The organism is Photobacterium sp. GB-50 (assembly GCF_003026755.1).
In the GTDB taxonomy this organism is placed as follows: Bacteria; Pseudomonadota; Gammaproteobacteria; order Enterobacterales; family Vibrionaceae; genus Photobacterium.
Window position 1 is genome coordinate 36,881 of record NZ_PYNX01000008.1, and the last position, 24,531, is coordinate 61,411.

Genomic DNA, 24,531 nt, shown 5'->3' on the forward strand with positions numbered 1-24,531 from the left:
AAGAGCACTTCGGTGCTCTTTTTTATTCAGAAAAAACCTTTATTACGCTTTGTATTAGCAAAAACTGCAATTCATACCAATCTGTTATAAAATCAGCCTCATTAGCTAGTTAATAGAGATCCTTCCTTTGCATCCGAATATTCACATCCCTGACGCATTTATCGATTTAATCAAGCAAACCATGCCTGAGCATTTAGATATCGATGAATTTATTGCTTGTTGTAAAACACCTCTTCGTCGCAGCATTCGCGTCAATACACTTAAAATTAGTGTTGAGGATTTCTTAGCGCGTGTTGCAAATCGTGGTTGGACATTAACGCCGGTTCCTTGGTGTGATACTGGCTTTTGGATTGAACGAGAAGACGAAGATACTGTTTCTCTTGGTAATACCGCAGAGCACATGGCAGGACTTTTCTATATTCAAGAAGCCAGTTCGATGATGCCAGTAACCGCATTGCTTAAAGATAACGACGCATTAGACTGTGTATTAGATATGGCATCAGCGCCAGGTTCTAAAACCACCCAAATTGCATCTGCAATGCAAAACCGTGGCGCACTGGTTGCCAACGAGTTAGCCGCGAGCCGAATTAAAGTACTCCATTCAAACTTACAACGTTGTGGTGTTCACAATGCAGCACTGACCCATTTTGATGGCTGTGTATTTGGCACATGGGCACCAGAATCTTTTGATTCGATCTTATTGGATGCGCCATGTTCTGGTGAGGGTGCAATTCGTAAAGATGAAGATGCTATGGCTAATTGGAGCCTAGCTTCTATTGATGAAATTGCCGAAGTACAACGCAACCTTATTGTAAGTGCATTCCAAGCTCTGAAAACTGGCGGGGTTATGGTGTATTCAACATGCACATTAAACCAAAGTGAAAACCAAGACGTTTGTCATTTCCTAAAAGAAAAATTTGGTGATGCTGTTCAATTTGAATCGCTAAGCGATCTGTTCGATGGTGCAGAAAAGTCACTCACAGAAGATGGCTTCCTACACGTTTACCCTCAGATCTTTGATAGCGAAGGTTTCTTTGTCGCACGTATTCGTAAGCTGGCACCTGTTGAAACCGATAGCGTAAAAAAGCGGATGGGGAAATTCCCGTTTGCTCAGCTTAAAGACAAAGAGCAACAAGAGATAGCCCAACAGTTAAAACAAGATTTAGATATTACCTTACCTGAGCAACATGATGTCTGGTTACGTGATAAAGAAGTTTGGCTTTTCCCTTCTCAGCTACGTACTTTAATTGGTGAAATCCGTTTCCAACGTATTGGTATTAAGCTCGCAGAACAACACAAGAAAGGCTATCGCTGGCAACATGAAGCGGTAATGACACTGGCAACAGGCAAAGAATCTATCGCTATTGAACTTAATGTTGAACAAGCTAAAGAGTGGTTCATGGGACGCGATATTCGCCCAGGAATACCAGCAGGCAAAGGTGAAGTGATTGTTACTTACCGTGATTACCCTATTGGTATTGGTAAATGGGTGAGCAACCGTATCAAAAATGGCTTACCTCGTGAATTAGTTCGTGATACTAACCTATTTGATATTTAAGGTAAAAATATCGTTAGCATCAAAAAGTATAGTTAATGATGACTTTATTAAATGCAATAACTGGAAAATAAACATTATTCAACTAACATTGAAAGTGTAATCATACTCCATTTACTAACCAGTTAGCGCAAGGCTCTTACGAGAGCCATTCCCCTAAGCCCGAAACAGGAATCGTTTCGGGCTATTTTTTGCCTCAAGTAATATTTCCCAATCAGCGCTAAAACTTAAAAGCCCAGCGCTATAGATATTGTTATTACTTACGATAGATATAAAAAAACCGAGCATTACGCTCGGTTTAATTTAACTAATATAAGCATGCTATGTCTTTTGCACAATCTCAACTTTCTAGTGCTGAGAATTAGTGTTTATGTGCAATTTCAGCTTTTTTCAGCTCTTTTACTGCTTTGCTTACTTCACGACGCTCTTTCGAAAGCTCTGCACTGATGATGATATGATCATCAACACGATCTTCGTAGTCACCTTTCATGTTTTCAACAATTTCAACGATTTGATCGTGGCTCATATCGGCCTTAATGTAATCCATCAAGTTCTCTAACAACTCAACACGCTTACGGTTATCACGAATTTTACGATCGTTGTCTAGGATTTCGCGTTTAAGTTTGTTTTTACGACGTGTTTGACGAACGAGTTCAAGGATGTTGTTCATGTGTAGTCCTTAGTCTGAAAATAAAACCTTGTGAAACTGATTTAATGCAAGGGATAGAAATAATGCACTTCCTAGTACATAACCGTCGAGTCTCAGTTTATTACTGAAATCGTTATATCAGAAAGTCATTCGTAAACTCAAGCAATACTCATGATTAAATGCTCAATGATGATTCTATGAGCATCAACTTATGTTTCTCGCTTAAATATCACACAAAAAGCTCAACAAATTTTTGATATATCACAATAAATACCCCTATTTTAATTAATAATTATGACAATTAGACAATATATGTAATCTGTAATAACAAAAGGGTATCTTTTGTGAAATCCACCACAAAAAAAGCCTTCCTGTATTTGCAAATGGCATATCAGCACCTACTCTTGAAATAGACCAGTACTCGTTTACAACAATGCAATCTGGACAAGGATAGCTTCCTCGAAGTGTTCAAGCTCAAATAGCGTAGTAACCCGATATTGGCGACACAGTGTTTGATGTAAAGTTTATCAGGAGAAAACATGTCAAAAGCAACAGGTACCGTTAAGTGGTTTAACGAAGAGAAAGGTTTTGGTTTTATCACTCAGGATAACGGCGGTGCTGACGTATTTGTACACTTCCGTGCGATTACTGGCGATGGCTTCAAAACCCTAACTGAAGGACAAAAAGTTTCTTACGAAACAGAGCAAGGTCCTAAAGGTCTACAAGCTGCAAATGTTGAAAAAGCATAATTATTTGCTTATCTAACGTTACGTTAGTTCACATAGCACTTGATAAAAGGGTCGTCACGGCCCTTTTTTTATCCATAATTAATATTCCCACCCTACCGCCTCACATTCACAATCGACTGCATAAAAGTGATTTCCCAGTTAAAAATGCAAGATTAGAGCACACTTATAGATATTGATAGACCTGTTATTATTAAAATTCCTGATAAGAATTAACCAGCCTGATTAATAAGACACCTATTTCATAATATTCTTTGCTTTTTTTTTGTAATGCGGCTCACATTATAACGCGATAAATAAGTAACTCACTTGCTCTTTAAAATCGAAAATGGCTTAATATCAGCGTCCTATATAACAGGGCTATTTATGAAACAAAGTGAAAGAAAAACTTCGTTACACTGTTCAAACGTACACAGTTGTCCTGAAGCGCTTCAATATTCTTTTGTACATAAGTAACACATTAATTTATTTCAGGAGACATCACATGTCTAAAGCAACTGGTATCGTTAAGTGGTTCAACGATGAGAAAGGTTTCGGTTTCATCACTCAAGATAATGGCGGCGCTGACGTATTCGTTCACTTCCGTGCTATCGCTGGTGAAGGCTTCAAATCTCTAGCAGAAGGTCAAAAAGTTTCTTTTGACGTTGAGCAAGGCCAAAAAGGTCCTCAAGCTGCTAACGTTGAGCGCATCTAATCTACAACGAACAGTTGAAGAAGTAAGGGTATCTTTGGATGCCCTTTTTTATTTCCGTAGAAAATGATATCAAGCGACTTAAACAATATATGCCTACTCTTTACGATTTAAGCACATCTTAATTCTTGGTGAGCCATAACCAAAATAATCGTCTTCTTGCCCTATCTCTACAAAGCCTAGTCTCTGATATAGCTTTATTGCCGTGTTCTTTGGGTGCACAGTCAATAAAATTCGATTGTAATCAGCTAGCAGCGCTAATGCCTTATTCAACAACGCTTTTCCAACACCTTTCCCTTGCACCTTATTCGCAACCGCAATACCTAATATCCACGCATCGCTCTGCGTTTCTGTTTGTCTATTAAAGCTTGGGCTTGCAAGTACATAGCCTACTACATGTTCACATTCTGAAACGGCAACCAATAATCCACTTGGCCAACAATCATATGCCTGACGAAATAAAAAATCAGGATAACAATGTTTGCCAAATAGCTCACGCTCTAATTGGTATATCGCAGCAAGATCTGATTTTTCTGCTTGTCGTATTTGATATAGCACTATCCATTGCTCCGTGACGTCATGCAGCCAATAAAAAACCAGCCCATCTGCTTAACAAAAAGTTAGCAAGATGAAGGCTGGTTTTATCCAGTATAGATTATAAGTAACCTATTACTTGTCAGCGCGGCTCATGAACTTTTGCTCAGCCGTGTTAACTTTAATTTTTTCGCCATTCGCGATGTATTCTGGAACTTGAACCACTAGGCCAGTTGAAAGTGTCGCTGGCTTAGTACGAGCACTTGCAGAAGCACCTTTGATTGATGGATCAGTTTCAACGATAGTTAGTTCAACTGTCGCTGGAAGTTCGATAGCAACAGGCGCGCCATCAACAGTAAGAACTTCGATACCTTTCGTATCTTCAGTGATGAATAGTAGTTCTTCTGCGATTGCTTCTTTGTTGAATGTGTATGGTGTGTAATCTTCATCATCCATAAACACATACTCTTCACCATCGATGTAAGAGAATGATGCTTTTGTACGACGGAAATCAGCTAAGTTAACCATTTCATCAGCTTTGAAGCTTACGTCTGATTTAGTACCAGTAGCTACATCATAAATACGCATTCTGTAAAGACTTGCGCCAGCACGACCACTAGGCGTTAGCTTACTAATTTCTTTAACAAGACCTACTTTACCGTTGATTTCAACAGCTGCAAATTTTTTAATGTCACTAGCCTTTGGCATGATCATAATTCCAAATAAAAATAGTGGTGAGAAATTACACCAAGATACAGATTTATAGCAAGTGTTATAGTAGTACAAACACTAATTTTTTGCGTTTATTCCCTAAGCTTGTTCAAAGCTTAAACAACCATAAACACTTTGCATAAAAAACCACGGTTTATCTGCTTTTGATATCCCATCCAACATTTGTGACAAAGGCTCAACCAACTGATTTCAAACATCAATCTAGAACTTTAATCCATCGTTATAAACAAGCAAGCACACACAGCTATTTGCTCACTCAATAAAGTTTCTATATAAAGCTACATATGTCACTTTTGGTATTCAGACATCCGTTTTTTCAAGCGTGCGAGTTCAATCTCATTAGAGCGAACAGTCAGCTTAATATGGTCATATTCATATTCTTCTTTCGTTACACTCATCACCGAACGAATATCCCCCATCAGCCCTTTTGCGGTATAAGGCACAATGATTTCTTCTTCTATCATCTCGTGTTGAGCTACATCGACAACGTATTGATGAAGTTTGGTAATATCTAGTGGATTACGGGTTGACGTCATCATAGCATCAGGAAATTCAGCCATTAATGCCTGTTGCTGATCAACACTTAATTGATCTGATTTATTCAGCACTAATAGTTTTTTTATACCATCAACACCCACTTCTTTTAGCACTTCATGAACAACGTCTAATTGAGAACGGAATGACACATCAGATGCATCAACCACATACAATAATAGGGAAGCGTCATGAGCTTCAGCCAAGGTTGAATGGAAAGATGCCACCAAATCGTGCGGTAATTTTTTAATAAAACCAACCGTATCTGATACTAAAATACGCGGTTGTGTTTCTGGTTTTAAGGCGCGAACAGTGGTATCTAGTGTAGCAAATAATTTATTTTCGCCTTCAACATCACTACCTGTTAATGCTCGCATCATAGACGACTTACCCGCATTGGTATAGCCAACTAACGCCACACAAAAAAGCTCTGAACGTTGAGTTCGACGCCCTTTCATTTCATCTTGAACGCTGACTAATTCACGGCGCAATTCCGCCAATTGATCGCGAATTTTACGACGATCAAGCTCTAGCGTTGTTTCACCCGCACCTTTACCCATTTGTCGCTCTTTATTACCGCTGGTGGATTCGCGTAAACGCGGCGCTAAATAATTAAGACGAGCAATTTCAACCTGTAGTCGTGCCGTTCGTGTACGAGCATGACGGCTAAATATCTCAATAATGATGCCTGTGCGATCAAACACTTCAACGCCTAATTGATTTTCCACATTACGTAATTGAGATGGGCTTAAATCACAGTCAAACACCACAACATCGGCAAGTACGCAGGGTAAATCATCGAGTGACACATCTATAAAATCAATGTCATCAAGAGGATCATCTTCACCATCGTCTTCAATAACACCAAGGTTTCCAGTTAACTGCGCGATCTCAGCCATTTTACCAGAACCAAGTACACTCATTTTTTTTGTTGAGCTTAGTTTTTGAGACTGTGTGCCAACAACTTTAAAGCCTAATGTCGTCACTAGGCGTGCTAATTCTTCTAATGAACTTTTTGCTTCATCGCCTTTAAATTGCGGCGTTTGGATTGAAATTAGTAATGCGTTGTTTTTTAACGGTTTTTGTGTTAATTGCATACTGAATGCTAATGCACTAACGTGCACCCTATCTTTATAATTACCTTCATCCTACGCTCTTATAGTCAGGCTTTATACAAGAAAAGATATTATTATTTAACATTCTTTCTATTTATTATTACGATAATAAAGATATATTCTCTGTTTAAAGGTTCTAACGATTTATTTTAAATACCACCACGATATGTCATCGCATTTATCTAAGTATCCAGAATAAATTTAAATGATATATTAATGAATTATAAAAATATTATTTAAATACAACGTGACTTATTATGTAACAACTCACAATATTAGATTATATTATTGAATCACATAAGTAATATAAAACAATACCTTGATTAACATTCAACCATGTAATAATATCCGCGCCTTCGTTTTGAATATATCAATTAGTTTTAGAAAGTATCTTACTTTTAGCTTTATCTAATAGTTCTATTAGAACGCTAGATCACAAATAAAAAATTACGGTTCTTCATGTTACAAATAGCGATGCTACTTTTCGGTGCACCTTTCGTAAAAAGTAAAATATTTCATCTGTTAGGATTCAGCACCCTTTGGGGATTTGCTGGCCTTCTCATCTTCATTGATGGCCTTGACGGAAAAGTATTTGATTCCTTCAGTTACTTTCTTTTACTTGAAAGCTTAACAACTTTAATCGTAGCGCCTAGCGGATTGGGGTTGCACCGTAACATCCTTATTTTCAAAGGATTAATATTCCTTTGTTGCGCAATTGCGGCACTCGTAAATATCAAATTTAGCAATATTTTATTATCTGCGACTTTTGGTTTAACTTATATTTCTGTTGGTATTTTTAATATTGCATCCGCTTGGGTTGTTCGTTTTGCTCATTGGAAAAGAGCTATCGTGTGGGGATGTATTCAAATCTTTTATTCTATTTTCCTATTACAAAATTATAATTATGTTATTTCTTACTTTCTTGGGTTTATTATGATCACAGGAAGTATTCGAAGTATCATTGTTCTAATGAAGGTTAGTTCATTAAAATACAACAGCCCTATTTTTCAATTATTAAATAATAGTGGAAATGAATATATATCTACAACTGACAGCGTATATTCGATAAATAGCACAGAAAATAGAAATAATACGCAACCGTTAACAATACATATATGGACACCAGAGGGGTCAGCAGAAAACCCACATGTTCCTCGCCCCATTATTAATCGTTACATTGCAGCTACAGATGTAAACGGGGTTATTTCTACCGGTCATGCCGCATTAGAAGCAGGATTTGAGTGTTATATTAGTTTATATCCATCAGAAGATATTGATCGCTCACCTTCTGAGTTTATTCGCACTCTAAAAGCGACTCCTGAAAATAATGTGCTTGGCCGTTACCTACCGGATTACAAAACCGAAGCCGCTGAATGGTGTGAATCAAATGTTAAAATAGAATTTATTCAATATAACGCACTAACATTAAAGCAGTTCTGGCATCATTGTTATAAAAACCCTATTTATAATTTAACCTCCAATAACTGTTCAAGTAATACCGCTTATGCACTAGAAGCGGCATTAGACGGTGTCTTGTATAAAAAAAGCAGCAGTATATTCACACTTTTAAAACTGTTGTGCAGCCCTGAGTTATGGCTTGCAGCTCAAATTCGACATCGTGCAATGATGATGGCATGGACACCTGGTTTAACGATGGATTATAGCCGCGTGTTACACAGCATTGTTCAACCAGCTTCATTTCCTTGGTATCAACGGTTATCACTTAAATATTCTTTGCAGCAAGCAATCAGACGCACACAAAACAATTTAGCGAGTAATTTTTATGACTAATGTATACCTGATACTCTTTATTTCTATAATTGCTGAAACGCTTGCAACAACCATGATGAAAGCATCTGAAGGCTTTACCCGACTCGCTCCCAGCCTTGTTGTACTAGTTGGTTACGCGATCTCATTTTATGGGCTTTCTCAAGTCGTTAAAATCATGAATGTCGGCATCGCTTATGCACTTTGGGCAGGGATCGGTATCTTTTTAGTCTCTACACTGTCTTATTTTGTATATCAGCAAAAGCTCGATTTTCCAGCCTTGCTTGGGTTAATCCTTATTGCCGCAGGCATCATCACGATTCAACTTTTTTCAAAATCTGTCATGCATTAATAAACACATAAGCCATCAGTTCTGCAGCCATAACAAGTGTGGGCTGATATGGCTCGTTGATACCCGACCATTATTCCCATTGCTGTTCTCGGTGTAATTTGAATCACTCTAACCGACTCAAATACCGAGAACCAACGATGCTGCAATAGATAACATAATTACCCCTACCAGTATTTCTAACACCTTCCATGCTTTAGGCTGCTGAAATAATGGAGCTAATAAACGCGATCCATAGCCTAGTGAAAAGAAAAACACAAAAGATGCCGTGATAGCCCCTAGCGCGAATTGCCACTCATAAGGTTGATATTGGGTAGAAATAGAGCCAAGTAGCACGACTGTATCTAAATACACATGTGGGTTTAACCACGTAAAAGCCAAACAAGTCAGTATCGTTTTTAATAATGAACCTGATGTTCTTTGATCAATAAGCAAAGCATGATCCGTCATCAATGCCGATTTAAAACTCAACAGCCCATAAACCGTTAAGAAAATTGCGCCACCGTAACGCGCCACAGTTTCAATATCTGGATACTTACTGACAGTAACGCCAAAGCCTGCGACACCAAAGCTAATCAATAATGCATCTGACAACGCACAAACAATACAGATGATAAACACGTATTGATTCTTAAGTCCTTGTTTCAATACAAACGCATTTTGAGAGCCAATTGCCAGTATTAAAGATAAGCCAAGCGAAAAGCCAGCAAGAAAGATAGTCATTACAGCACATCCATGTAAAAAGTGACGAGTATTAGGTTAATACTATTTATCTACGTAAGTTACAAAGTAGTTAATAATTCAGCAATGAATGACCACTTTACTCATAATTAACAGCGATAATCACCTTTCAATTATACCCAAAAAGAAAGATGTATACTTTTCATACAGAAATACATGCAAAAACACGCCTCTCTGGTTTTGTTCTTCAAAAACTCTAATTCACTATTTATTGATAATAATCAAGATATTAGTTAATCCCGTAATAATCCATAACAAACTTAACAACAATTAATTATCGTTTTACGATAATTTTTTATTTATTTAGTTTTGTTTTATAGCTATATTAGCAACCGAACCAACGCACAATATTCATTAAATTATTAGAGGTATATAATGAAAAAAGTATTACTATTACTAGCACTTAGCTCTGTTTCTGTTTTCGCACATGCAGCTCCAGCTAAACATTCTGAGCAAATGCTGGCACAAGTAGATAGCATTACCATTTATTCGGGTGACAATGTTGATAGCCAAAAACAAGCAGTTAAAACAATCAATAAAGCACTTGTACCAAACTTTGAAAAATGTGCAGTTTACTTACCGAAAGGTGCCTCAAAAGCAAGTACAACTATCACCCTAACTCGCGATGCTAATGGTAAAATGTCGCTTGATTGTGCTGGCCAATAAACCTGATACAAATAAAATACCGACCTGATGTAGGTCGGTATTTTTTTTATAAGTGTCTTTACCTAATAAATAATGAGGGTAATGGTGAATTAGCTGAATTGATAACTCATGTGAAGACATAATGTGTTAGGACGTTACTCTATTTAGACCAGTAGATATTTATTAGGGCAAGTAAGGCTATGTTCGACTTTCAGCAACACCCTTTATAATATTCACAATATTTACTTATATAAGGGAGGCTTCGGCTTGTTCAACACTTCGGATAGGTGTCGGCTACGCGACACATATCCTTATTTGTCATATGCCATAGTCTCGTTCTACTTTTGAAATTCGAACCTTAAATGACTCGTACCATAACTTACGACCGTATTTTTGAGCCTCTTGATGCTCAGTATTCGCCTTCCAGTTTTTAATAGACTCCAAATCAAGCCAGTAAGAAACTGTAATCCCTAGATCTTCTCTTGCTGATTCAGCACCTAAATAGCCTGGTTGCTGTGCGGCAAGCTCAATCATCCTATTTGCAGTTTCGCTATAACCATTATCGCCCGTAGTACGAACTGAAGTAAAAATAACAGCATAGTATGGTGGCTTTGGGGTATTAACTAAAAGAGTCATCAATTATCCTTGACATATAACGCCTTGTTAGTTGCTTATTTCAATAAATAATGGTTACTTTCCCAGACACCATTATCTAAAAGTTATCCTGACTTAAAATTGTTAGCTAAAATATTCGACGAAGGAACCAAAATTTAACTGTTTTAAGTCCTTTTTTATTTTCTAGTTAAGCTTACTTTACCCTCACTATGGGTGTACCGCAGCCCCACTAAATTCTCTTGCTAAATAATTAATAATTTCTGTTGGTTCAGTGATCGTCTTATTATTTTCAAGTATGAGTACAGGAAGCCATTGGTTTTCTTCACCCAATATATCCACTACTTCCTCTCTTGGTTTTGGAAACGCTATACGGCGAACTTCCACCATATCTTCCCAGTGCGTATTTACTGATAATGCACCTTCAATAAGTGCACAGTGTGAACAGATCCACATTTTCCCGGGACCATCTTCAAATGGCATGTTTAAAATAAATAATTTCGGCTTCATCAATGACTACTCTATATTTTTGAACAATACCTTACTCATCTCACCTTGCAAGGTAAACGCCCCGCTACGATTGAAACTTATAGTCGTGCTCTACGTCGCATTAACATCAACTGGGTAAATAGCCAGACACCTTAACTACCGACGATCTGAAACGATATTTACACAACAGATCAAAACACATTCATGAAGTACCCATGATAATTGTTCGAAATGTCATCCACGCTTCAGAATTAAAAAAGGTTTTATTATAAATTAGAGTGTTAAAATTACTGATTAACACTAGAGATAAGTGTCGGCTATCCGACACTTATCTCTTATATTCTTAACTCATTATCTGTAGATTACAAATGTTGAACTACATCAATACTTAAGCCTGCTGGATCTTGAATCATAAAATGTACTTGTCCCCATTCTTCTTCTTTTAAAGCCATTATAAAGTTAAGATCCATTTGCTTAGCTTCAGCATACGCTAAGGCAGCATCTTTGACTTCAAGCGAAATAACATACCCCTTAGCAGACATTATAGGATGTAGAAATTCGGGTTGGCTTGCGACGTTTGGCACTAGAAAGCCAAGCTGGATATTATTATTAGGCGAGACCAAATGAAGATAAAAATTTGAATCATAAAATACGGCTTTAAATCCAAAAACGGTCTCATAAAACTGTTTTACTACCTCTAAATCACTCGTCACCATTACGGGGAACATAGCATCAACTTCTATCATTTTATTTACTCCTGAGGTTAGATTATTAAAACAGTATTATTATTCATTTCATTCAATCTGCCTTGTACAAAGCGGACATAGTCCTAAACTCGCTGGGAGTAACACCAGATATATCTTTAAATTCTCGATTAAAGTGCGGTTGATCATAATAATAATACGCCCATACATTGACGAAACTCTCCGTATTCATCGCACGTAATATTTTCTGAAAACGAAAAACCTTTGTGAATTCTCTGGGCGAAAGTCCTAAATATTGTGAAGTTAATCGACGAAGGTGCCGAGCTGACACACCAAATTCAGAACACTGTTTATTGGATAAATCAATACTAGATGTAATGCTTCGATCACAATACAAAATAAAGCGTATTAATCTACGATCAACTTCGCTAGAACTTAAATTACCAAGTAATATTTGAGAAATAAATTCGCAGCGTCTTTGAAATGACATTGCCTGATAAGCGTTATTGTATAAAGCATTTAATAAATATTTGGGTAATAGATCACTGACGATTGCTACATTATCGTCATTACTCCATTGCATCAACGGAGCCTGTATTATTCCTTGATGCCCTAATATACGAAACCGAATACCAAAATATGAAACAGGCCCTGTCATTTCAAATATTTTAGCCGAGCAGAAGGGGGTTACAACAAAGGCGTCTTCAGGAAAAGTAAGATTAATTATTATGTCGACACAATTATCTGGAACACTACGATAAAAATACTTACCATCAGGTACGTTAAGCTGCCAAAACTCCTGCACCCAATTACTTAACGGCGGTATTGGTTTAAAAGTAATATAATAATTTGGATTATTTACACGACCTTGCAAGGAGTCATCATTAATATCTATCAGCATAATTGAATCCCCTGCCTCTCAGATGGTTCAGGAAAAATATAGCGCGCCCATAACGGGCAACTTTTTAGGCTACTAACCTACTGATTTAGTAAACCAACACAAAACACTCTATAGTTTTAGCATGTAAAACTACATTCATCTTTTCTGGTTCACTCAATTCAACACTAGCTTAGCCAATCTACAACCATATGATTTAATAGGTAGCTTCATTGATGGTTCAATAACTTGATTAATTATAGAAGCTGGATATAAGTTTAAACTGCGATTACTTAGCTTCACGTTGAAACAAGTTATATTCGGGTATTTGCTGTTCAGCAATGCTTCTTAAGTTTTCAGGTAAGAAACTTAAGCAAAGGTGGAGATACTCTTGTTCAAAAAGTGTTGATTGAACACAAAGAAAGTAAAAAATGTATGTCATTATTCTTATTAATACAAATTGAATATAAAAGCCACAAGCTTTCCATGAAAGCCTGTAGCTTTAATTCATTCTTTTATCACGCTAATAACTCAAGCCTAGCTCTTTAATGATAGTTTCTGAACGCTCGATACTGACAGTAATGCGAGATTCTAAACGTCCCATAATAAACTCATGGCGTTCTGCTTCATTAACACCAAACATGTCTAGTTTATCTAACATAAACACGACAAAAAGAGAGCCTAAACCAGAAAGTAATCCTGTCAATACCATACTGATAGTGCCAGCAAACGGAATCGTCCCTAATGCAGTAGCAATGGCTTCCCCTGCCATAATACCGCCAGTGATCACTAAACCCGTGGCTAAGATTTTAGTTGCTTCATGGGCTGCTTGTTTTGCTGTCATTCCTTCGGGTGGAAATATTAATGTTTTTAACGCTTTGGTTAATGACATAAAGCCTTCACGGATAATACGCACCATGTTTTTTCCTGTGCGTACAAACATGTTCAGTAATGCGGTAATGATTGAACTTAAAAAGCCTGACAACGCCCCTGCTGCAAACGCTTGAGCCACATTCTTCCATTTTGAAAGCAGTTTGTTTTTGATGTTATTAAGCCGAGAGATCAATGCATCCACCCACGACATTTCCAGTGCGTTACCTTTGAAACCATTATTAAATATATCTTTTACTTCTATGAAGGTGGCAGAAATAAACTCAGATAACAAAGCACCTAATGCTTGTTGTAAACCTTGTTGGCTACCCGCTTTTACACCATCTACCGCACCACGTTTAGCAACAAAAACGGTTTTACCAACAGGATTTGACGGTACATATTTCTCCGCGGCTTTTTCTGCTCTTGTATGTGCAGCGTTAGTGCGTCTTTTATCGGCTTGTTCATTGGTTTCTGAGAACTCTTTAAGATCCTTTTCACCTTTAGATCGGTTTAAACTGTTATGGGTAAATTCATGATTATCAGGATCAGCTGCAAATTGGCGTTTCTCAACATCCGATAACATATATGCCCCACTTTCATGAAAGGCTTTTAGCGATTTAACATGGTCTAAATCCATCTCAGATGCATCGTGATATTGACCTGTATACGTGTCTTTAATCTGCCCCTGCTCGTTAGTCGATTGCAGCTTTAGTTTTTTCCGTTGTGTATCAAACGATACACCTTCACCACCAGAACTCTTTGGTGATTTGGTGTAATCATCACGATTGTATTCAAAATTACGATCGACATTTTCTAAGTCAGCACGACTTAAATTAAGTGGGCTTAGCAGTTGATTGATCAAAACGTCTTTACTTGATTCAAACAACACATCGTATTTTTCTTTATTAAAATCACTATCTAGCATCTTTAATGATGCTTTTACTTCTGCTTCAGAGACATTAAGATCGTAGATCGGCGCTTTTTCTAACAGCGCATTATCAATAAACTCTTGATCAACCTGACGGGCTAACATCTGTTGCGATACTTCAGAATTTGCCAGTTCTTTAATATGGCTTTTCTCGGCATAATTACTGCGAAGTTGCTGTCTTTTCTTAAAGCGTTCCGATCTACTACTCATTTTTTACTGCCCTGTCTTACGCTGCTTTTACCAATGTATTCCATGCTTGTTCGAACGCTTTTTCATTCTCATGAACACGACCATCAGCATGCATCACCACTTCGATGATTTCGTTGTAAAGTTCAAATGAATTCAAGCCCACCTTTTGTGCTAATGCAAACGCAGTATTAACATTTGGTGGGTTCTTAGCCATATCTTCGATTTTACGCTTCACGTGACTTGGTAATTCACTTGAAGACACACCCGCAATAAATTCATCAATCTCTTGGCGTTCTTCTAATGAAATTTCACCATCACAATTAGCACACGCAAGGCCAACTGCTTCCATTGCGATCAGTAAATTAAAATAATTTTCAGTTTCGTCTAAACGATTTTTTGCGTCTTCAAACGCAGCCGTTAATTTACTGTATTTAAGTTCCTGTTCAGCGTTAGCGCGACGCTCACCACGGCGTTCTGCCTCTTCTTCACTGTCGTCCATTGCTGCGGCAACACCACCGGCGGCAGCACCAACACCACCCGCAATCGCTGCACCTGCTGCAGTAATTGCACCTACTGGTCCTGCAATTGGTAATGCCACTACACACGCAATCCCAGCGGCTGCGCCACCAATAACTTTCCAAAAGCTCATGTATTAATCCTTTTCAATATCAAGATATATGTTCAAATTGAGTCTCTATATTTAACAACCACCAGCATTTCATAACCATACAATATAAGGCCAAAGAATTTAGGAATCATCCATTCCACTGCAGCTAGCTAAATATGAAGCATTAAATTTTATTTATAATTTATAGGGTTTTATAAATAGTGAGTCTGTGAAGTAATGCGCATTCCATTACAGTCGCGATATTTTGCTTAGTTTCTTTGTTCAATTTGCTACCGAGACAACAAATTTCAAATATCTGAATATGACATTGACAATGATTGCTCCACCAGCAAAATTAGCCGTGAGATAAAATCCTCGCTACACTGTTTCAAACTAATACAACAAGGAAAGTAAACCATGATCGAAAAAGGCCAAACATTACCAGCCGCAGTGCTCAGTGAACTCACACATGACGGTATGGTTAAACACGATACCGCAGAGCTTTTTGCCAACAAACGTGTTGTGCTGTTTGCTGTACCTGGGGCATTTACTCCTACTTGCTCTGAAGCCCATTTACCGGGTTATGTGGTGCTGGCAGATGAAATTAAAGCAACGGGTGTCGACATTATTGCTTGTGTATCTGTTAATGATGCCTTTGTAATGCAGGCTTGGGGCGAAGCGCAAAACGCATCTGAAATTATGATGTTGGGCGATGGAGATGGTAGCTTTACTAAAGCATTAGGGCTTGAAATGGACACTGCTAACTTTGGTGGTATTCGTTCTCAACGTTATGCAATGGTTGTTGATAATGGCGTGGTAACTCAGCTCAACGTTGAAGAGCCAAAACAATTTGAAGCGAGTAAAGCGGAAACGATTTTAGCAAGCTTGAAGTAACCGCAATAAGGCTTTAAACATCAATAATATGGTTCAGTGTAGTGTTCATTGAACCATTTTTATATTTAACCAACTCTGAAAGCGCCAACCAGATCACGACTAGCTGTATTTTCAGTGAATATGAACGTCTTCATACATTGGCCAATAAGAAATGCGCACTAAGCTAGTGACAATGTCACAATATTTCGCTGAGTTTATTTCTCAACCATTGGTTAGCTGAGTTATGTTCATCACGCTTATGCCACATCATAATGTGTTTGAAAGGTTTAGAAGAAAATGGCAATGGCAGTATTTGTAAGTTAAATGATGAGGCATATTTTTCAGCCATGAGTCGACTAACTGGCGCAACGGCGTTGCTCTCTGACACTAATGCTAAAATTGAAACAATAGAGGCGGTTTCACAGTCTAAATCTCTTGGCAGAAAGCGTTCATCAGAGAAATAATTCATTTCAAGTAAGTCTATTCGCCTTTTCTGCATGAAGATTGTTTTTTCAGCATAAAACTGCGCTTGCGTGATTGTCTGTTGGATATTGGGGTGATCTTTGCGACACACAACAACAACTTCATCATCGATAAATGATTGATAGGAAAAAGACGGATTAGTACGTAAACCAATATCAATGGCTAAATCTGCTTTCTGTAAACTTAACTGAGATAGCAACTCTTCTTCTGTATTAGGCGTCATATAGAGGTTTATTTTGCAATTCCCCATTGTTGGGTCGAGCTCAATTTTATTTCTAATCGTGTGCATAACCACCTCATTTACATAAACCGTAAACGTGTGATGATTTTGAACATCAAACCCCCCGATATTACCTAACGCACTTTGTACTGTCGTTAGCGCTGGCTCTATCTCATTCGCTAATTTAATTGCGGCATGTGTTGGGCTAATCCCACGCCCTTCTCTTACAAAAAGAGGCGTCCCTAACTGGGATTGTAATCGCTTTAATACGCCACTTACCCCAGGTTGCGTTAAACCTAATGATTCTGATGCTAATGTGATGGAACGAAGCCGATACACTTCTAAAAATACCACCAGCAAATTCAAATCTAAATTTGGTTTCATCCTTGATCCCATACATAACCATTCGTAATGCTTTGCATAAAGCATACTTTATATATCCCAATTTTTCATTGCCTTAGACTATAAACATCAACAAATCATTGAACTTATAAAAGCCATTGCCACGGTGTTAATAAACCACACCTGACTATGACAAGCTCTTTTCATTATCACAATGAAAGCGTAATTAATCAGGAGATGCTCTATGTTCTATTATCCCCATCACCAACGTTCATCCTACCTCCTTCACCTTCTGTTTATTAGTGTATTTAGTGGTCTTTGCTTAGATTTAGGCAGCAACTTATATCTATTATTCAGTGATCACCCACTAAATAATTTTGCGAGTTTAGGCCGTTATTTGGTTTATATCACTCAAGGGCATCCACTGGTTGAAGCTATACAGCAGGTGCCAGCCGTTCCCCATGATGTTCTCATCGGTTGGATTATGCACTTTAGCGTTAGTTTAGTTTATACCGTGATTTATATTAGCTTTGTTGAGAAAGGGTTGTTTCTAAAACCAAGCCTTAAAAAATCGCTTGTTTATGCATGGTCATTGTTATTTTTTCCATTAGTTGTGGTGAGTTATGCCTTTGGTGAAGGCTTTTTCCACGTGAATAGTCCCAATATGATCCACGCGATTTTGTTCTCTACTTTTTGTCATTCTTGCTACGGTATTGGTTTGTATATCACTACGAAAGTGCTTTACGCTAGTCGATTAGAGATTTTCAAAGAAGCGGAAGAACATCATGCAATAATCGTCAACAATGCGACATAACATTAAGACAAGGTAATTTAATCATTGCGTTGTTCGATTAAATGCATTGCCAATCACGCGATATATTTTATGTAGCGTCGCGTGATTTGTTATTTATCTGAAAAGCAAACATCAGCAACTAAAGTACGAAGTTTGAGTACTTCATGCGACTGCTTGAGCAATTTGTAATACAGCACACTACTTATACAAACTGAACTTTTTAGTAAATTCTCGTAATGTTTCAGTATCACCAAACAAACAAACTCCCAAGTACTCCAAATCAGCTTCTTTCGTTTCTTTCGTCCTCAATTGCTGTTCTGTTGATCCCCCATCAATCATAGTACTTGTAAAATCAGTGAATTTAATACCACGGCTCAAAGCCTCTTCTCTTACTTTACGTAATTTATTTGAATTATCAGCTTTCAACACAATGAATGGATAATGCGATAAACTCGGATGCACATTGCCATCCAAATCAACATAATCTAGATAAGCACCTTCATCTTCAGACAGTTGTTTAGACAAACCAACACTCAAATGCCCAAGTACATTCAAGGTACGCCCTAAATCCATTTTTTTACTTAAAACTGAAATATACCTTTTCTGATTTTCATCAGGTAAATCAACCATAATATATCCTTATAAACTGACCGTTCGTATTAGCTGTATAAAAGCTCTTGCGTAAAATATTAATGCTCTGTGCCTTCATACACCCACATTGATTCTGTTTTTCCTGCACGTTCAAAGCCAAGTGCTTGATAAAACGCAATGGCTTCACCATCAGCAGTCAACATTTGTTGGTGAAATCCACTGTATACAGACAACATTGCTTCCATCATGTTACGACCAATGCCCTTACCCTGATGTAAAGGGTGAACAAGCATATGGGGATAATACACAACAAGATAACCGTCTGTGATAGCGTTCCCCACTCCAACTAACTTACCGTTAGCACGAGCAGTAACCAAAGTATGAGAATTACGTAATGCAGCTAAGAGTTGTTTGGGTTTATCTGCTGAAGACCATTCATTCGCACGGTACAATGCGATAACTTCAGCTTCTTCAATCTCGCCGTTAAGTTCAACGTTAATATCCATATAAACGGTACTCCCATATCATCATGCCGAATGTTTTAATCATATACTTAATAAAAATGCGACTTTTAAAACATTCTTATCTTATTGATAAATAACGTAGCATCACAAAAAGTAAAAATCCACATGCAGTCAACATTCAACACTCATACAGTTAGCATGGGTATTCTTATAGGGCATTATTTAATATAAGAAAAGATCCCGTAACATGTTAAAAAAAGTCTGCTATTGGCTTAAGCGATTCATTCAAGATCCCTTTTCGCATTTCCTTATCGCGGGTGCTGTGCTGTTTATTGGTTATTCACAGTATTACTCGTCTACTTCTGTAAACACCATTTTAGTTACGCCGTCACAAGTTGAGCAACAAAAAAAAGACGATACGCTTTATTTTGGTTCCCCCCCGTCGAGCACAGAACTAAACAAAGACATTAACCATGTAGTGTTAAAACAGATGCTATCTCAACAGGCATTAAAATTAGGCTTGGAGAAAGGCGATCCAAACTTAAATGAAATGTTGATGCAACGTTACCTGTCCTATGTTTCACAGTTAGCTAAGATCAATGCCACCAACACAACCTTATTACATAAATACTATTTAACGCATCAAGCGCGTTATAAGCATCCCGATATGTACTCATTGTGCTATCACTTTTTAACGCCACAAGAAGTGCAACACCCTATTGCTACGATGGATTCTCAACAATGTTTAAGTGATGTGAGTAAGCAGGCATTATTGGCAAAGCTGGGTACAAAAACAGTAGACGCATTAGCCGCACTAGCACCAAACCAATGGTCAACACCGATTGATACTCCCTTTGGCGCGATAGCAGTAAAGGTACTCGATTATCAAAAAGCAGGCGTTCTCAGTTTTAAGCAGGCCAAGCAACAATTATCACAAGATTTTGCCCGTGATGATGTTAATAAAAAAATAGCTGCCGTTATTAAGCAATATCACATTGCACTACCCGCAGGTTCAGATTTTACCGTTAACACAAAGACACTATTAAACAATGTATAAGCACATCTCTTATTTTATGTGGCGCTTAGTTGTTGGCACAGTCGTTGGCGCCCTGATTACGGTAGTAATGGCACCACTGGCAATGGCGCATCCTTATCAGCCCTCAGTGGGTTTGATCACACAGTTAGATAATCAACAATATAAGTTGGCGTTAAAACTACCGGTAATTGCAGGTGAACATACACAAATAACACCCACCTTAACTAATGGCGGCACGGTACGTTTATTGTCATCACAGCGAAGTGACAATGGTTTCGGAATGGATGAACAAGATTATTTGCTGCAACTTAAAGCGAATACATCATCACCGACTCTGGTATTTAACGGACTAAAAACAGGCCAGCTACTCACGCAGTTAACGCAAAAAGATGGGAAAGTGAGTACGCTTGCGCTGTATAAAGGGCATAACAGCCTACACTTAACCGATAAGATCTCGATTTGGACAACAATAAAGCTATTTGTCACCTTAGGTATCACCCATATCTTAACGGGGATTGATCACCTAATGTTTGTGGCGGGCTTATTGTTATTTACGCGCGATTTTAAAACCTTCTTAAAGGCCATTACCTGTTTTACCTTAGCCCACAGTATTACGTTAAGTTTATCTGCGCTTAATCTGGTACACATTCCAGAGCCGCCAGTAGAAACGGGAATTGCACTGAGTATTTTGTTTTTGTGTTATGAGCTTACTCGCCCTTATGACAAACAACATCCAACATTAAGCCGAAAATTTCCGTGGATAATTTCATTTTCCTTTGGTTTGTTACATGGATTGGGGTTTGCCAGCGCATTAAAAGAAGTAGGATTAAGCCAAACCAGCATTCCGTTAGCCCTCGCCTGTTTTAATATTGGTGTTGAGATCGGGCAATTGATCTTCTTATCGTTTCTTATCGTGCTATTGAAGTTGTGCGCTAAAGTGCCTGTATTTCATCATAAGTTCTTTCAAAAAGTGCCTTTATATACCATGGGGATCATGGCGTCTTTTTGGTTTATTCAACGGGCGTACATTATGTTCCATGTTTTATAGTGGAAGTTACAGAGAACATAATACGTAAACAAATATTGTATTTTTGCTGCTAGCTTGCATTCACCAATACTGTAATAGTGGCAAGACAAAAATAAAAACTGAAGTTAGTAAAGGAAGTCATCATGTATATAGCAATGAACCGTTTTAAAATCCGTTTAGGCTCTGAGCAAGAATTTATCGATATCTGGAAGAACCGTGATACCTACCTAGATACCGTACCGGGTTTTCAATCATTCAACTTGCTTCAAGGTACATCAAACGATGAGTACACCCTGTTTGCCTCGCACTCAGTATGGGATTCTCGCCAAGCGTTCGAAGACTGGACACAATCAGAAGCATTCCGTAAAGCTCATGCTAATGCTCGCGGTAATAAAGACATTTACTTAGGTGCACCAAACTTTGAAGGGTTTGAAAGCTGTCTGTAATTAACATTTCTTGTTAAATATATACCCAAATACGATTTACCTGTGTTTGGGTATTTTTATTGCCTAAATGCTGAAGAGATCTTTAAACATCACAAGATAAAACACCACCGCGATCACTCCTAATAGCCAAGCTAATACAGTAAAAACAATGCCCAAATACATCACTTTCTCGCTAACGAACTTAGAGATCAGCTTTACAGAAAGATAAGATGAAACGATAAAACCAGAGACGACTATCAACAAAACAACATTGATCAGAGGATGGCTAAGACTCTCACCATGAAGCAACATATAAGTACCAATCGTACCCGCAAAAGACAGTACGGGGATCAGATATATAATCAGAAATATCGCTGCAGTGCTCATATTTACTCCATCTTAGTTTAGGCGCGATGACACGTCACAATGCCGTTCAACATTTATAACAGCACCTTACGTACCTAGCCTTGCAAGGTAAACGTGCCACAACGATATATACACATAGTCGTGCGTTGTATCACATTAGATATAAGTAAAGAAATTGGCAGATACATTACCTATCACACCACACTTATAGAAAATTAAGTCACTTCTCTAACAAACACTTGTTATCACTAAAAAACAATTAATAGCTTTTAAATTAAAAGACTTAAGTGCAATTGTTAACAAACAAAATAGATAACGTATTCCCACTTCGCGAATGTTAAATAAATGCTAAAATTAAGAAAATTTATTAAAAATGATATGCCTATTGTGAAGAAAGAATCGATACTTTTATCTGCACATCGCAAATTCAATTTATTATTGAGTGACCTTGTGCTGAGCTCAAAAATTGAACCTTTCCTAGAGCGAATGGTTGATATGGTAGAAAGTTTTTTACCAGGCAGTAAAGTATCCATTCTCACTTTAAATCAACAACAAGGCACCTTACATACAGGGATAAAGAACAACCTTCCTGATTTTTATAATGAGGCTGTTAATGGTATCAAAATCGGAAAAAATGTAGGAAGTTGTGGTGCTGCAGCCTTTCTTAACAAAACAATCATTGCTAGCAATATCAATGAACACCCAAACTGGAAGCCGTTTTTAGCCGTTACACAAAAAGCGAATCTACATTCTTGCTGGTCTGTACCTTATACCGATTCAAACTCAAATGTATTAGGCACATTCGCCATTTATCATAACGAGCCTAAATCACCTTCGGACATTGAAGAAGAAATCGTTAATGTGGCAGCACTCATTATATCAGTCGCTTACGAGAAATTAATACTCGAAGAACAGCTACGCTTTAGCGCAACACATGATGAATTAACCAAGCTACATAATCGTACTTATTTAAATGAAGTAGCGACTAAATTTATATCGTTATGTGTTAGAAAAAACTTAAAAAGCTCACTGCTATTTATCGATCTAGATAAATTTAAATTAGTTAATGATAATTTGGGTCACAAAGTTGGTGATGATCTACTTGTTTTAGTGTCAGACGTTATATCTCAACAAGTACGTAACTGTGATATTGCATCCCGTTTTGGTGGCGATGAGTTTATTATCGTAATGGAAAACACCCATACAAGAGACGGTACTCAAGTCGCAAACCGACTTCACAACGCTATTATGGCCAAAGTACCATCCGATATATTGGATTTAGGATTTGGTGTAAGCATTGGTGTCGCAACGTCAACAGAAGAAAATCACGCCTTAGATCAACTCATTCAGAAAGCAGACCAAGCAATGTATCATGCAAAACAGCACCGTTTAGGTGTATATAGCGATACATCACTTTAACTAAAGCAGCAAAAAGTGATTAGCTAACTCATTGCTGCTAGTAGAAATATTTCAATTAAGCTATCAGTTTTTATCCAAACCAATAAACCCAGCAGCAATATCTTTAAGTAAGCTTTCTAACTGCTCTGCAAATAAAATAGTGACGCCATCAATATTCTGGAAGTCCTCAGGATGATCATCTTTTGAACATTGAGTCACAATTACGTATTTATCAATAATAGTGAAATTCTCATTATTCCAATGATCCGCTTTTTGAATTTGTTTTATCGCCCCACCACTCATTAACCCACGATAATCTTTTACCTGAATGGCAATGCCATAACTTTTACCGAGCAAACCCGGCAATGTAATAAGAATATCGGTTCCATGCTCTTTCTCTAAAACTCCACCTGTACGCTCTACTAAAATCGGTTCAGGTAAAATTTTTCGGATACCTTCAACTAATGCATATTCCCATTCTTCATTAGAGAATTGCTCATTCATTTGTCGGTAGAAATTTGTATAGAAGTCCGTTTGTTCTAACGATTGACTGATATTGTCGGTGAGAAGATTATTAAAGCGGTTAGAGAAACCAATAGAATCGACCAGCAACTCATCATGGTTGATCAACTTTTCGATACTGTCTTTGCAATGACTCATATTCCAAAAGCGATTGACCTGTTTTAAGCTGGCTCTTAGATCCCCCAACACGTTGGCATTTTTTCTATTAAAACTTTTAATCAAACGTGCAGGAAAAATATGACCAAAATCGCCTAACTTAGGATCGATAGAGAAATCATAGCCCTCAGAGAAGTCTTGGGTTGCTTCTACAATCGCCACTTCATTCCACGTTGGTAAGCGAGGTACTAATAAGATGTCACCTTTCTTTACCTTACGAAAAATAGGTAGATTGCGACGAGCGCCACTGTCCATAGTGAGCTGCCTTAAGTTCTGCTCATCATCCCATCCCCAACCTTGTCTTAACCTTCCTTCTTTTAGTTCCTGACGAAAGAAATCAATTTTTGTCTTATCAATTCGGTAACCCCAAAACTTTCTAGACATCTAACACACCTAAGATTAATAAATAGGTATGCAGTTTAATCTTACTTAATATTAAACAAAGAGATATACAACAAAACTCACACTTCAGTCACAATAATTTACTTACCTTATTAA

At 37.6% G+C, this 24,531-nt stretch carries 28 protein-coding genes and 1 pseudogene; 13 read left to right on the forward strand and 16 right to left on the reverse strand.

Translation table 11 applies throughout. The features are described from left to right. The first annotated feature begins 127 nt into the window (after positions 1 to 127). On the forward strand, positions 128 to 1,558 hold the full coding sequence (gene rsmF, locus C9J41_RS12005; protein ID WP_107294622.1) for a 16S rRNA (cytosine(1407)-C(5))-methyltransferase RsmF: 1,431 nt from the start codon (positions 128 to 130) through the stop codon (positions 1,556 to 1,558). Between the two features lie 358 nt (positions 1,559 to 1,916). Here the strand turns inward: rsmF and C9J41_RS12010 are convergent, their stop codons facing one another. Then, a complete protein-coding gene (locus C9J41_RS12010; protein ID WP_105060198.1) occupies positions 1,917 to 2,225 on the reverse strand; it encodes a DUF496 family protein in 309 nt (102 codons plus the stop codon). Between the two features lie 518 nt (positions 2,226 to 2,743). On the opposite strand from C9J41_RS12010, the gene C9J41_RS12015 reads away from it, so the two are divergent. Beyond that, on the forward strand, positions 2,744 to 2,953 hold the full coding sequence (locus C9J41_RS12015; RefSeq protein WP_005367915.1) for a cold-shock protein: 210 nt from the start codon (positions 2,744 to 2,746) through the stop codon (positions 2,951 to 2,953). A gap of 481 nt (positions 2,954 to 3,434) precedes the next feature. Beyond that, entirely contained in the window at positions 3,435 to 3,644 is a 210-nt protein-coding gene (locus C9J41_RS12020) for a cold-shock protein (protein WP_005367917.1), read from the forward strand. A gap of 93 nt (positions 3,645 to 3,737) precedes the next feature. On the opposite strand, the gene C9J41_RS12025 is transcribed toward C9J41_RS12020, so the two are convergent. From C9J41_RS12025 to hflX, 3 genes are all read right to left on the reverse strand, one after another. Continuing rightward, positions 3,738 to 4,199 carry a GNAT family N-acetyltransferase gene (locus C9J41_RS12025; RefSeq protein WP_107294623.1) on the reverse strand — a complete coding sequence of 154 codons (462 nt, stop codon included), beginning with the start codon at positions 4,197 to 4,199 and terminating at the stop codon, positions 3,738 to 3,740. A 111-nt stretch (positions 4,200 to 4,310) separates the two neighbouring features. Continuing rightward, positions 4,311 to 4,883, reverse strand: coding sequence for an elongation factor P-like protein YeiP (yeiP, locus tag C9J41_RS12030; protein WP_107246668.1), 573 nt, complete (start codon positions 4,881 to 4,883; stop codon positions 4,311 to 4,313). Positions 4,884 to 5,194: 311 nt separating this feature from the next. Next, the gene (gene hflX, locus C9J41_RS12035; protein ID WP_107287438.1) at positions 5,195 to 6,538 is read right to left on the reverse strand and encodes a GTPase HflX; all 1,344 of its coding nucleotides are present in this window, start codon (positions 6,536 to 6,538) and stop codon (positions 5,195 to 5,197) included. Positions 6,539 to 7,015: 477 nt separating this feature from the next. Between hflX and C9J41_RS12040 the strand changes: the two genes are divergently transcribed. Then, entirely contained in the window at positions 7,016 to 8,347 is a 1,332-nt protein-coding gene (locus C9J41_RS12040) for a hypothetical protein (RefSeq protein WP_107287386.1), read from the forward strand. Further along, positions 8,340 to 8,675, forward strand: a complete 336-nt coding sequence (locus C9J41_RS12045; RefSeq protein ID WP_107208131.1) for a multidrug efflux SMR transporter — start codon at positions 8,340 to 8,342, stop codon at positions 8,673 to 8,675. The genes C9J41_RS12040 and C9J41_RS12045 overlap by 8 nt, the downstream gene beginning before the upstream one ends. Positions 8,676 to 8,792: 117 nt before the next feature. Here C9J41_RS12045 and C9J41_RS12050 read toward each other — a convergent pair whose 3' ends face one another. Continuing rightward, complete coding sequence (locus C9J41_RS12050) at positions 8,793 to 9,395, reverse strand: LysE/ArgO family amino acid transporter (protein ID WP_107287385.1); 603 nt, start codon at positions 9,393 to 9,395, stop codon at positions 8,793 to 8,795. 393 nt (positions 9,396 to 9,788) lie between these two features. Here C9J41_RS12050 and C9J41_RS12055 point away from each other — a divergent pair, with 393 nt between their 5' ends. Beyond that, positions 9,789 to 10,079 carry a hypothetical protein gene (locus C9J41_RS12055; RefSeq protein ID WP_107208129.1) on the forward strand — a complete coding sequence of 97 codons (291 nt, stop codon included), beginning with the start codon at positions 9,789 to 9,791 and terminating at the stop codon, positions 10,077 to 10,079. Positions 10,080 to 10,376: 297 nt separating this feature from the next. Here the strand turns inward: C9J41_RS12055 and C9J41_RS12060 are convergent, their stop codons facing one another. Beyond that, positions 10,377 to 10,694, reverse strand: coding sequence for an antibiotic biosynthesis monooxygenase (locus C9J41_RS12060; protein ID WP_107260367.1), 318 nt, complete (start codon positions 10,692 to 10,694; stop codon positions 10,377 to 10,379). 186 nt (positions 10,695 to 10,880) lie between these two features. Next, complete coding sequence (locus tag C9J41_RS12065) at positions 10,881 to 11,180, reverse strand: DUF3088 family protein (RefSeq protein ID WP_107287384.1); 300 nt, start codon at positions 11,178 to 11,180, stop codon at positions 10,881 to 10,883. A 15-nt stretch (positions 11,181 to 11,195) separates the two neighbouring features. Here C9J41_RS12065 and C9J41_RS22060 point away from each other — a divergent pair. Beyond that, positions 11,196 to 11,338 (forward strand): annotated as a pseudogene (locus tag C9J41_RS22060) (phage integrase N-terminal SAM-like domain-containing protein); the annotation flags it as partial. A gap of 183 nt (positions 11,339 to 11,521) precedes the next feature. Here C9J41_RS22060 and C9J41_RS12070 read toward each other — a convergent pair. From C9J41_RS12070 to C9J41_RS12085, 4 genes are all read right to left on the reverse strand, one after another. Beyond that, positions 11,522 to 11,905 carry a VOC family protein gene (locus C9J41_RS12070; protein WP_107294624.1) on the reverse strand — a complete coding sequence of 128 codons (384 nt, stop codon included), beginning with the start codon at positions 11,903 to 11,905 and terminating at the stop codon, positions 11,522 to 11,524. Between the two features lie 52 nt (positions 11,906 to 11,957). Beyond that, positions 11,958 to 12,764 (reverse strand): helix-turn-helix domain-containing protein, encoded by an 807-nt coding sequence (locus C9J41_RS12075; protein WP_107294625.1) that lies wholly within the window; start codon positions 12,762 to 12,764, stop codon positions 11,958 to 11,960. 499 nt (positions 12,765 to 13,263) lie between these two features. Continuing rightward, positions 13,264 to 14,751, reverse strand: a complete 1,488-nt coding sequence (locus C9J41_RS12080; protein WP_107294626.1) for a hypothetical protein — start codon at positions 14,749 to 14,751, stop codon at positions 13,264 to 13,266. A 16-nt stretch (positions 14,752 to 14,767) separates the two neighbouring features. Beyond that, positions 14,768 to 15,379, reverse strand: a complete 612-nt coding sequence (locus C9J41_RS12085; RefSeq protein WP_107246681.1) for a hypothetical protein — start codon at positions 15,377 to 15,379, stop codon at positions 14,768 to 14,770. A 375-nt stretch (positions 15,380 to 15,754) separates the two neighbouring features. On the opposite strand from C9J41_RS12085, the gene C9J41_RS12090 reads away from it, so the two are divergent. After that, complete coding sequence (locus C9J41_RS12090; protein ID WP_107208122.1) at positions 15,755 to 16,231, forward strand: peroxiredoxin; 477 nt, start codon at positions 15,755 to 15,757, stop codon at positions 16,229 to 16,231. Positions 16,232 to 16,406: 175 nt separating this feature from the next. Here the strand turns inward: C9J41_RS12090 and C9J41_RS12095 are convergent, their stop codons facing one another. Then, positions 16,407 to 17,297 (reverse strand): LysR family transcriptional regulator, encoded by an 891-nt coding sequence (locus C9J41_RS12095; protein WP_107294627.1) that lies wholly within the window; start codon positions 17,295 to 17,297, stop codon positions 16,407 to 16,409. Positions 17,298 to 17,499: 202 nt separating this feature from the next. Here C9J41_RS12095 and C9J41_RS12100 point away from each other — a divergent pair, with 202 nt between their 5' ends. Continuing rightward, the gene (locus C9J41_RS12100) at positions 17,500 to 18,069 is read left to right on the forward strand and encodes a DUF2938 family protein (protein ID WP_107294628.1); all 570 of its coding nucleotides are present in this window, start codon (positions 17,500 to 17,502) and stop codon (positions 18,067 to 18,069) included. A 177-nt stretch (positions 18,070 to 18,246) separates the two neighbouring features. Here the strand turns inward: C9J41_RS12100 and C9J41_RS12105 are convergent, their stop codons facing one another. Then, the gene (locus C9J41_RS12105; RefSeq protein WP_107208119.1) at positions 18,247 to 18,678 is read right to left on the reverse strand and encodes a DUF2000 domain-containing protein; all 432 of its coding nucleotides are present in this window, start codon (positions 18,676 to 18,678) and stop codon (positions 18,247 to 18,249) included. Positions 18,679 to 18,737: 59 nt separating this feature from the next. Continuing rightward, the gene (locus C9J41_RS12110) at positions 18,738 to 19,145 is read right to left on the reverse strand and encodes a GNAT family N-acetyltransferase (protein ID WP_107294629.1); all 408 of its coding nucleotides are present in this window, start codon (positions 19,143 to 19,145) and stop codon (positions 18,738 to 18,740) included. Positions 19,146 to 19,350: 205 nt separating this feature from the next. On the opposite strand from C9J41_RS12110, the gene C9J41_RS12115 reads away from it, so the two are divergent. From C9J41_RS12115 to C9J41_RS12125, 3 genes are all read left to right on the forward strand, one after another. Then, a complete protein-coding gene (locus C9J41_RS12115; protein ID WP_107294630.1) occupies positions 19,351 to 20,160 on the forward strand; it encodes a peptidyl-prolyl cis-trans isomerase in 810 nt (269 codons plus the stop codon). Then, positions 20,153 to 21,187 carry a HupE/UreJ family protein gene (locus tag C9J41_RS12120; RefSeq protein WP_107247641.1) on the forward strand — a complete coding sequence of 345 codons (1,035 nt, stop codon included), beginning with the start codon at positions 20,153 to 20,155 and terminating at the stop codon, positions 21,185 to 21,187. The genes C9J41_RS12115 and C9J41_RS12120 overlap by 8 nt, the downstream gene beginning before the upstream one ends. A gap of 122 nt (positions 21,188 to 21,309) precedes the next feature. Then, positions 21,310 to 21,612: an antibiotic biosynthesis monooxygenase gene (locus C9J41_RS12125; protein WP_008987102.1), complete on the forward strand. Its 303-nt coding sequence runs from the start codon at positions 21,310 to 21,312 to the stop codon at positions 21,610 to 21,612. A gap of 63 nt (positions 21,613 to 21,675) precedes the next feature. Here C9J41_RS12125 and C9J41_RS12130 read toward each other — a convergent pair whose 3' ends face one another. Further along, positions 21,676 to 21,978: a hypothetical protein gene (locus C9J41_RS12130; protein WP_107294631.1), complete on the reverse strand. Its 303-nt coding sequence runs from the start codon at positions 21,976 to 21,978 to the stop codon at positions 21,676 to 21,678. A 429-nt stretch (positions 21,979 to 22,407) separates the two neighbouring features. Here C9J41_RS12130 and C9J41_RS12135 point away from each other — a divergent pair, with 429 nt between their 5' ends. Continuing rightward, positions 22,408 to 23,376 carry a sensor domain-containing diguanylate cyclase gene (locus C9J41_RS12135; RefSeq protein WP_158259680.1) on the forward strand — a complete coding sequence of 323 codons (969 nt, stop codon included), beginning with the start codon at positions 22,408 to 22,410 and terminating at the stop codon, positions 23,374 to 23,376. A 63-nt stretch (positions 23,377 to 23,439) separates the two neighbouring features. On the opposite strand, the gene C9J41_RS12140 is transcribed toward C9J41_RS12135, so the two are convergent. Further along, positions 23,440 to 24,417 carry a hypothetical protein gene (locus tag C9J41_RS12140; RefSeq protein ID WP_107294633.1) on the reverse strand — a complete coding sequence of 326 codons (978 nt, stop codon included), beginning with the start codon at positions 24,415 to 24,417 and terminating at the stop codon, positions 23,440 to 23,442. Positions 24,418 to 24,531 lie beyond the last annotated feature (114 nt).